The sequence below is a fragment of the Collinsella tanakaei genome (assembly GCF_030373545.1).
In the GTDB taxonomy this organism is placed as follows: Bacteria; Actinomycetota; Coriobacteriia; order Coriobacteriales; family Coriobacteriaceae; genus Collinsella; species Collinsella tanakaei_C.
In genome coordinates this window covers 39,395-48,119 of record NZ_JAUDCO010000011.1, presented here as the reverse complement: position 1 = coordinate 48,119, position 8,725 = coordinate 39,395, and the positions used below count along the sequence as shown (strand labels likewise).

Genomic DNA, 8,725 nt, shown 5'->3' with positions numbered 1-8,725 from the left:
TCCTCGCAAGCGGACATGGCTCAGTTGGTAGAGCACAACCTTGCCAAGGTTGGGGTCGCGGGTTCGAGCCCCGTTGTCCGCTCCATCGCATGATTCGAGCCGGTTTTCAAATCGGCTCTTTTCATATCAGGCGAAGTGGCCAAGTGGTAAGGCAGAGGCCTGCAAAGCCTTTACCCCCGGTTCGAATCCGGGCTTCGCCTCCAGGGATACTGATAGGGCTCCGGCAGCGGGGCCCTTCTTTTTTGGAAACCGGATTCGAACCGCGCTGGCGGCGCGGAGCAGCCCCCGAAACCCCTACCCCCGTTTAGGGGACGGTTTTCATAGCATCCTTCAAGTAGACGGGTTGATATAAGTACTAGACTCGCTGGTCAAGGCATTGCCCAGTTCGGGTGTACTCGGCACTCGCTTCAAAAACCGTCCCCTAAACGGGGTTACGGTTTAACCCGAGGTGTCGCAATACGCCTTTGGCGCTTCTCCGCACGATCGGATACTTTGAACAACGTGTGCAGAGCAAAATGCTTCTTGCGCCGCCCCCCGAAATCGCGTATAGTACATCCTCGCAAGCGGACATGGCTCAGTTGGTAGAGCACAACCTTGCCAAGGTTGGGGTCGCGGGTTCGAGCCCCGTTGTCCGCTCCATCGCATGCAAGGAGCCGGTTTTCTACAATCGGCTCTTTTCATATTCGGCGACGTGGCCAAGTGGTAAGGCAGAGGCCTGCAAAGCCTTTACCCCCGGTTCGAATCCGGGCGTCGCCTCCAGAGAAACTGACTGGGCTCCGGTGACGGGGCCCTTTCGTTTTTGGAAAACCGGATTCGAACCGCGCTGGCGGCGCGAGCGTGAAGCGGGCGCGCGAGCGCCCGTAGCGAGCGGGCGAGGGCGCGGTCAGCGCCCGAAGCCGGTGCGGGCGCCGCGAGGCGCACGCGGAATCCGGGCGTCGCCTCCAGAGAAACTGACAGGGCTCCGATGACGGGGCCCTTTCGTTTTTTGAGAAACCGGGTTCGAACCTTGAGAAACCGGGTTCGAACCGCGCTGGCGGCGCGAGCGTGAAGCGGGCGCGGCCAGCGCCCGCAGCCGGCACGGGCGCCGCGAGGCGCACGCGGAATCCGGGCGTCGCCTCCAGAACGCATCAGGGGTCCGGAAGGACCCCCTGATGCGTTCGCATCTATGCCGCCCTGTCCGGAGCCCCCGTCTCGTTCAGCAGCTTGATGAGGCGCACCAGGGTACCCGTCGTGTCCCGTCGACGGCGCACCTCGACGCTATCCACCAGCATGCGCATAAGCCTGATACCGCGACCGCGCTCGACGCTTTCGCGCGGCTCCTCGTCCGGAGCGATCTCGTAGCCGCAGCCGCAGTCACGCACCTCGATCACAACGCGATCGGGATAGGCCATCACCATCATCGTGCAGCCGGCGCCGTTTCCACCATGGTCGTAGGCGTTCGAGAGCGCCTCGCCCACGGCAAGCGCCGTATCGAACCGGTCGTTTTGGCTCATGGGCAGCGCGGAGATCATGTCGGCTATGCGGTGCCGATAGTACCCGAGATTTTCCACGCCCTCGCGGACGGACACGCTCTTGCTCCAGAGCGGCAGCTCGCCCGGCTTGAGCACGGGCACCGGCGGACGCACGGCGGCGGTCACATGCAGGGCATCCAACAGACGTGCGATCTGAATGGAACGCGTCACGCCCGGCGATGTGTTGACAAGGGACAGCATGCCCCCCAGCCGAGCGAGTTCGCGGGAGCGCGAAAGCAAGCAGGCGATCCCCGAGGAATCGATATAGGTGACATCCTGGCAGTTCACCAAGATACGGCGAACGCCCGACTCGACGAGTGCGTCGATCTGGCTGCGCAGGGACGCAACGGTCGAGATATCGATATCCCTCACCGGCGAGATGACCGCTATGTCATTCCATTCGTTCATACGCTCATGGTTCCCCGTTCATGCGCACCTATTCATGCAGGAGCCCTGTTGCGCAACCCAAAGGCGCCCAATGGCGCATCGCGGCCGCCATCATGCATCGAACCGCAACGCCACGAGCGCGATGTCGTCATCCAGCGTCGAGGAGGTGAACTCGTCCAGCTGATCGAGCACGCTCGCGCACAGGCCGTGCACACCGGATGCGGACTCGTGAAGCACCAAGTCGAACAGGCGCCGCTCGCCGAAGAACTCGCCCGATGCGTCCCTGGCCTCGATCGCCCCGTCTGTGTACATGAACAGGATGTCCCCGGCGGAAAACGAGAACACGCCGCTCTCGTACGCCATGGACTCAAACGCGCCCACCACACCCGACTGGACGCTGAGAAGCTCCATTTCGCCCACTGCATCGGCATCGGAAGAGCCGGGTACGGCGGGGTGGATGAGCACCGTCGGCGGGTGCCCGGCGGAACAGTAGGTCGCCACGTGCGAGCGCAAATCGATCTTTGCCACGAACATGGTGGCGAACGTCTCGACCCGCGAGAAGCTCATGAGCATGTTGTTGAGCGAGCGCACCATGTGCTGCGGGCTCGCGCCCTCCCACGCGTACGCGGTGAGTGCGGTCTTGACCAAGGCGGACATGGAGGCGGCCTCAACGCCCTTGCCCGACACATCGCCGAGCACCATGACCGCGCGGTCGTCGGGCAGACGGATGAGCGTGTAGAAGTCGCCGCCGACCATGGCCTGCTGCGTGGCGGACGAGTAGAGGGAGTCGGTGGTGATACCCGGAACGCTCCCCAGGCTGTTTCTCATCCCCACCTGCAGCGTCTGGGCGATACGCCGCTCCGAGTTCGCCTTCTGCATGCCCTGGCACATGATCTCGAAATCGTGCGCCAAGCGGACGAGGTAGTCGTACTCAAGATTGTCGATGGGCTCCTGCGTGCTGTCGCGCAGAAGGAGCACCATGCGGGGCACGCCGCCCTCGGCGGCATCCTCCCCCGCCTCGCCCTCGTCGTCTGCGCCCGCGTCGGCAAACGTCTCACGGAGGTCAAAGAACACGCCTTGGCTCGGCAGCCCGCGCGAGGCGAGCCACTCGCCCGCCCAGGTGGTCGTATCGACGCGCACCAGGCGCACGGTCCGCAGGTCCTCGGGAGCGCAGGACCAGGCGCTCTGGTCGTGGACGAGCGGTATGCGGTCCAAGGGGTCCACGCGCGCTGCAGGGGCCGTGGTCGAGAAGAACATCTCCTCGATGGTCCCCGGAAGGCACACGCGACTGCCGCCCTCAAAGTCGAGGACGTAGCAATGGTGCTGGGTATCGGGCAGGATGGCGCACACACGGCACTGCAGAACCCGATGGACCTCATCGGTCATCCCGTCCCACACGGCACGACGGCTCATGTTCTGGGAGAACATGAACTCCCTCGTGCGGTTGAGCGAACGCGTGAGCTCCTCGGTGCGCTGCGAGCGCAGACTGCTCACCAGGCCGACGAGCTCGATCGAAAGATAGTCGCAGATGACCTCGAGCACGCGAGCATCGAGGGCGCGCGGCAGGCGCGGCCGCTTCCACCCGAGCTCGAGGATGCCGAGCACCTGGGTACCGAAAAACACGGGAACCGCGATAAGCGTACGGTAAGGTGGCATGTTCTCGACACGAAGGCGCGTGCTCTCACGGGTATCGATGTCATAAAAGACATTCGAATCGGCGCCCCTCCCATACGACGAGGGAACGATCGCCAGGTTGCACGTGCGCTGCTCGCGCAGCACATAGGTGGGAACGCCGGCGCCGAAGGGAATGAACTCGGGAACGTAGTCGCGCGTCAGGCCGTAGCTGATGCCGCGCAGCTTGAATCCTCCGCTCTCGGAGAAGTAGATCGAGGAGCCATCGGCATCGAGGGTCTCGACGAGCTTGTTGAGAACGGCGTCCAGAAGCGACGGAAGGTCCTTGGAGCCCGCAGCGGTCATGATGACCGAGAGCGTGCCCGAAAGCCTTCTGTTGACGGCCTGAAGCTCTTTGAGGAGGCGCTGCGTCTGCCGATCGTGCGCGTACTGCTCCTCGAGGCTCCGCACGACCATGAGAACGCGCTTGCCCCCATGGGAAAACGGTCCGAACGTGCGCGCCGAGACCTCGGACGCACGCACCGAGACGGGTATGAACGAACCTTCGGGCAGCTTGAGACGACAGGTGGACGCCCGACCGTCCAGCGAGAAGGGAAACGACCCGCCGGGGGCACGCTCGAAAGCCTCGCTGTACAGATAGTCCTTGATGTCCTGCCCGACGATGCGCTGCCGCGCCTGCTCGACAAGCGAAAGCATCTGCTGGTTCACATGGAGCACCGTGCCGTCACGCTCGCAGAGCGCGACGGCATCGCTTGTCAGCTCGACCAGGTTCGCAACCTCGCCGAATGCGCTTTTGTCCTTGGACTCCACTTGAGCACCCCCATCGCACGGCCCACAGGCGCCGTGGCGCTCGGGCCGAGAATCCTCGTGCCGTATATCATGACATGTCCGATGGGTAAAAAGAAAGCCTCCCGAACGGAGGCTCGAAGAATTCGATGGTGTCGGAGGCGGGACTTGAACCCGCATGACCGAAAAGTGGTCACTAGCACCTCAAGCTAGCGCGTCTGCCAATTCCGCCACTCCGACTTGCTTTGCAGCGAGAAAGATATTAACCCAAGTCCGCGACTCTTTGCAAGAACTTTTTTCCAAATCGGGCAAATCGCGTGACGGGTCGCTCCTGCAAATCATAACAGCGCAGGTAGACACCTATACAAGCTCGGCTTCATCCAGATGTGCATAGCCAAAGGAGTCAAAGGGAAGGCGCTCGATGGCCCGCGTGCCCACATGCGCCCGCGCACCGAAGAGATAGGGGATCACCGGGCAGTCGCGCGCCACGATATCCTCCGCCTGCTGGAGCAACGACGTGCGCTCGGCAGCGCGCCGCTCAGAACGGGCCTCGTCAATGAGCTCGTCGACCTGCTCGTCGGCGAAGCGGGAGTAGTTGGAACCCCCGATGCACGACGAGTGGAACAGCGGGAATAAAACGTTATCCATGCTCATGGCATCCATCGTCCAGTCGACGCGGGCGAGCTGGAAGTTGCCGTCGGCAAGGCGGGCATGCAGGTCTTCGAACTCGACCGGCTCGAGGGCGCAGGTGACGCCGACGGCCTCGAGGTCGCGGGCGATCGCCTCCATGGCGTTCTCGTGTCCCCCGCCCGAGCCGAAGACCAACGAGATCTCGACGCCGCGCTCGCCGTCGGCACCGCGCGGGCAGGTGGCGTCGAGCAGATCGGATGCCGCTTGGGCATCGTAGACGGCATAGGGCCACGCCTCAGGGCGATAGCCGGGAACCATGGGCGCGACGATACCGTCGGCGGGCATCCGCGCGTCGCGAAACACGCTCTTGACGAGCCCGTCACGGTCGATCGCCATCGATAGCGCGCGGCGGAAGGCGGGACTGTCAAACGGTTCGGTAGCGGTGTTGCATACCAGATACGAGACGACGGGACTCGCGGCCAAGACGGTATGGCGACCCCGGTTGAGCTCCAGGCGCTCGTCGTCCGAAGACTTCCAGTCTGCGGCGTTGGCGTCCACGTTTTCTATCGGGCAGCCTGAGACGGCGACATCGCCCGCCTCAAACGCGCGGTACACCTCGGAGAAGCGATCGAAGACAAGAAACGTCACGCGCTCGAGCGAGGGCGCGGCGAGCGCGTACCCGTCGTAGCGCACGAGCGATATCTCCTCATCGCCCTGCTCGTACGGCGACTCGAGCATGAAGGGACCGTTACCGATCGGAAGACGGGCGAACCCTTCCGGGTCGTCGTCGGCAGCCGCAGGCACCGGGGCCAGGCACAACGCTGCCGCGACGAAGGGGAAATCGGCATAGGGCTCGGCGAGCTTCACGATGAGCGTCCGGTCGTCGGGACAGGTGACGCCGGACAGCCCCCATGCGTCACCGGCGCGAAACGCCTCATAGCCCTCGACAAGGGAGAGCAGGTAGGAACGGTCCGCAACAGGGGCCGCGGCATCCGAAACCGCGGCGCCCGGGGACGCCAAGCGCTCCCACGCCCGCTTGAAATCGGACGCGCGCACCGGGGTGCCGTCGTGGAACGTCGCGTCCCTGAGCGCGAACGTGAACGTCATTTGGTCCTCGGACGCCTCGTAGCGCTCGGCAGCCAGGCACGTCAGGGTCCCCGTCTCGCAGTCGAAGCGCGTCAGCGGGTCGAACAGCTGGTGGGCAACCTGCTCGCCCGACGCGTCGACCACGCGATAGGGATCGATTGCCGCCGGCGCCACAAGACCGAACGCAAGCGATGCGGCCTTCTGCGCGGCGAGGGCGTCGCTGCCCTCGCTCGCCTGCCCCTCCCCCGCCTCAGTGCCCGTACAGCCCGCAAGCGGAACGAGCGCCGACAGCGCAAGCATGCGGACAAGGGCGTCCCTGCGGCTGATGGGGTGGGTAGCGGGATCGGACATGGCGGATTGCTCCTAACGAATAGGCCTGACGCGGACGGGGCCACGGTTTTTCAGGTATTGTCCCGCACGGCACCGCATCGTTTCAAGCGCGACGGCGCGACCGCGCCCCAAGCATGCAAAATGACCCGAATTCGCACGCGGCGAATCCGGGTCACATAAAAGCTCCTGGGCGCGGCGAGCGCTACAGGTCGATATGGGTCTCCCTGATGGGGAACGGACGGGCGCAATGGCATGCGCAGAAGTGTCCGGGTGCGACCTCCTTGAGCTCGGGCTGCTCGCTGGAGCACGCCGGCTGGGCGATCGGGCAGCGCGTATGGAAACGGCAGCCGGTCGGAGGATCGATCGGCGACGGCGGGTCGCCGGCCAGGATGATGCGCTCGCGGGTCTTCTGCACGTCCGGATCGGGCACCGGGACCGCCGAGAGCAGAGACTGCGTGTACGGATGGTGGGGCTCGGTGTAGAGCGTCTTCCAGTCGGAGAGCTCGACCATCTTGCCCAGGTACATGACGGCCACGCGGTCGGAGATGTGCTGGACGACGGACAGGTCGTGCGCAATGAACAGGTAAGCGGTGCCGTACTTGTTCTGCAGCTCCTTGAGCAGGTTCAGGACCTGCGCCTGGATGGATACGTCGAGCGCCGAGACCGGCTCGTCGCAGATGATCAGCTTCGGCTTGAGCGCGAAGGCGCGGGCGATGCCGATACGCTGGCGCTGACCGCCGGAGAACTCGTGCGGGTAGCGGTTGATGTGCTCGGGGTTCAGACCGACGACGTCGAGGAGCTCGCGCACCGTGCGCATGCGCTCCTCCTTGGTGCCCACGTTGTGGATGGTCATGGGCTCGGAGACGATCTCGCCGATCGTCATGCGCGGGTTGAGCGACGCGTAGGGATCCTGGAAGATGAACTGCATCTCGCGGCGCATCGCCTTGAGCTCCTTGTGGCTCATGGCGGCGATATCCTGGCCCTGGAAGTACACCTTGCCCGCCGTGGGCTTGGTCAGGCGCATGATGCAGCGGCCGGTCGTGGACTTGCCGCAGCCGGACTCACCGACCAGACCGAAGGTCTCGCCGGCGTGGATCTCGAACGAGACATCGTTTACCGCGGAGACGACGCGCTTGGAGAAGCGGCTGGCGAGCATGCCGGCCTCGGCGGGAAACTCCTTGGTGAGGTGCTCGACCTTGAGCAGAGGCATGTTATCGGTGTTCGAGGCCATCTTATGCCTCACCTCCCATCTGGCTCTCATCGAGCGTGTCGGGCGTACCCGTGGCGATCTTGCCACGCGAACGCGAGGTGTCCGGCGCAAGCTTCAGGAAGTCCGGATCGTCGGCGAAGTGGCACGCGGAGTAGTGGCCGGTCTCGGTCACGACGTGCTCGGGCAGCTTCTCATGGCAGATGTCCACGGCATATGGGCAGCGCGGGGCGAACGGGCAGCCGGAAGGCAGGTTCACGAGCGACGGCGGATTGCCGTTGATCGGCGTGAGCGGCTTCTTCTCGTCGGTCGCCTGCTCGGGAATGGAGCGGATGAGACCCCACGTGTAGGGGTGGCGGCTGTCGTAGAAGATCTCGTCTGCCGTGCCGAACTCCACGGGGCGACCGGCGTACATGACCATGATCTTGTCGGCCATGTCGGCCACGACGCCCAGGTCGTGCGTGATCATGATGATCGCGTTGCCGTTCTTGGCCTGCATCTCCTGCATGAGTTCGATGATCTGCGCCTGGATGGTCACATCGAGGGCCGTCGTGGGCTCGTCGGCGATGAGGATGTCCGGGTCGCAGGCGAGCGCCATGGCGATCATGACGCGCTGGCGCATACCGCCCGAGAACTGATGCGGGTACTCGTTGACGCGCTTCTCGGGGTTCGGGATGCCCACGAGGCGCAAAAGCTCGGTGGCGCGCTCGAGCGCCTGCTCCTTGGTGTAGCCGCGATGTAGGCGCAGTCCCTCGCCCACCTGACGGCCGATCTTGTAGACCGGGTTCAGGGAGGTCATGGGGTCCTGGAAGATCATGGCGATGTCGTTGCCGCGCACGTGCTGCATCTGCTCTTCGGTCATGTCGAGCAGGGACTCGCCACGATAGTAGACGTGGCCGCCCTCGATCTTGCCCGGAGGCATATCGATGAGGCCCATGAGCGTCATGGCGGTCACGGACTTGCCGGAACCGGACTCGCCCACCACGCCGAGGGTCTCGCCGCGATCGAGCGTGTAGGACACGCCGTCGACCGCATGGACGATGCCGTCCTCGGTGTGGAAGTACATCTTGAGGTTGTCGACCTCGAGCAGGTGCTTGCCCTCGGGAATGGGCTTCGTCTTGAGGTCGACGTAGTTCGTATTCTTCTTCTTGGCCAT

Annotated in this window: 5 protein-coding genes and 5 tRNA genes; 4 read left to right on the top strand and 6 right to left on the bottom strand. The window is 64.3% G+C overall.

Annotated elements, in window-relative coordinates:
- Nucleotides 1–9 precede the first annotated feature (9 nt).
- The 4 genes from QUW00_RS08565 (at nucleotide 10) to QUW00_RS08550 (ending at nucleotide 759) form a co-directional block, all read left to right on the top strand.
- A tRNA-Gly gene (locus tag QUW00_RS08565) sits at nucleotides 10–85 on the top strand.
- A 44-nt stretch (nucleotides 86–129) separates the two neighbouring features.
- Nucleotides 130–203: transfer RNA gene (locus QUW00_RS08560), tRNA-Cys, on the top strand.
- A 360-nt stretch (nucleotides 204–563) separates the two neighbouring features.
- Nucleotides 564–639, top strand: a tRNA-Gly gene (locus tag QUW00_RS08555).
- 46 nt (nucleotides 640–685) lie between these two features.
- A tRNA-Cys gene (locus QUW00_RS08550) sits at nucleotides 686–759 on the top strand.
- Between the two features lie 404 nt (nucleotides 760–1,163).
- Here the strand turns inward: QUW00_RS08550 and QUW00_RS08545 are convergent.
- From QUW00_RS08545 to QUW00_RS08520, 6 genes are all read right to left on the bottom strand, one after another.
- Complete coding sequence (locus QUW00_RS08545; RefSeq protein WP_289613963.1) at nucleotides 1,164–1,919, bottom strand: anti-sigma factor antagonist; 756 nt, start codon at nucleotides 1,917–1,919, stop codon at nucleotides 1,164–1,166.
- A gap of 90 nt (nucleotides 1,920–2,009) precedes the next feature.
- Nucleotides 2,010–4,340, bottom strand: coding sequence for a SpoIIE family protein phosphatase (locus QUW00_RS08540; RefSeq protein ID WP_289613962.1), 2,331 nt, complete (start codon nucleotides 4,338–4,340; stop codon nucleotides 2,010–2,012).
- A 126-nt stretch (nucleotides 4,341–4,466) separates the two neighbouring features.
- A tRNA-Leu gene (locus QUW00_RS08535) sits at nucleotides 4,467–4,556 on the bottom strand.
- Between the two features lie 120 nt (nucleotides 4,557–4,676).
- Nucleotides 4,677–6,383, bottom strand: a complete 1,707-nt coding sequence (locus tag QUW00_RS08530; RefSeq protein ID WP_289613961.1) for an ABC transporter substrate-binding protein — start codon at nucleotides 6,381–6,383, stop codon at nucleotides 4,677–4,679.
- 181 nt (nucleotides 6,384–6,564) lie between these two features.
- Nucleotides 6,565–7,593, bottom strand: coding sequence for an ABC transporter ATP-binding protein (locus QUW00_RS08525; RefSeq protein ID WP_289613960.1), 1,029 nt, complete (start codon nucleotides 7,591–7,593; stop codon nucleotides 6,565–6,567).
- Between the two features lies 1 nt (nucleotide 7,594).
- On the bottom strand, nucleotides 7,595–8,725 hold the full coding sequence (locus tag QUW00_RS08520; RefSeq protein ID WP_289613959.1) for an ABC transporter ATP-binding protein: 1,131 nt from the start codon (nucleotides 8,723–8,725) through the stop codon (nucleotides 7,595–7,597).

Bases quoted from the DNA above. Each gene is read 5' to 3' on its own strand.
- QUW00_RS08520 (WP_289613959.1), bottom strand. From the start codon at position 8,725: ATGGCCAAGAAGAAGAATACGAACTACGTCGACCTCAAGACGAAGCCC.
- QUW00_RS08530 (WP_289613961.1), bottom strand. From the start codon at position 6,383: ATGTCCGATCCCGCTACCCACCCCATCAGCCGCAGGGACGCCCTTGTC.
- QUW00_RS08545 (WP_289613963.1), bottom strand. From the start codon at position 1,919: ATGAACGAATGGAATGACATAGCGGTCATCTCGCCGGTGAGGGATATC.
- QUW00_RS08525 (WP_289613960.1), bottom strand. From the start codon at position 7,593: ATGGCCTCGAACACCGATAACATGCCTCTGCTCAAGGTCGAGCACCTC.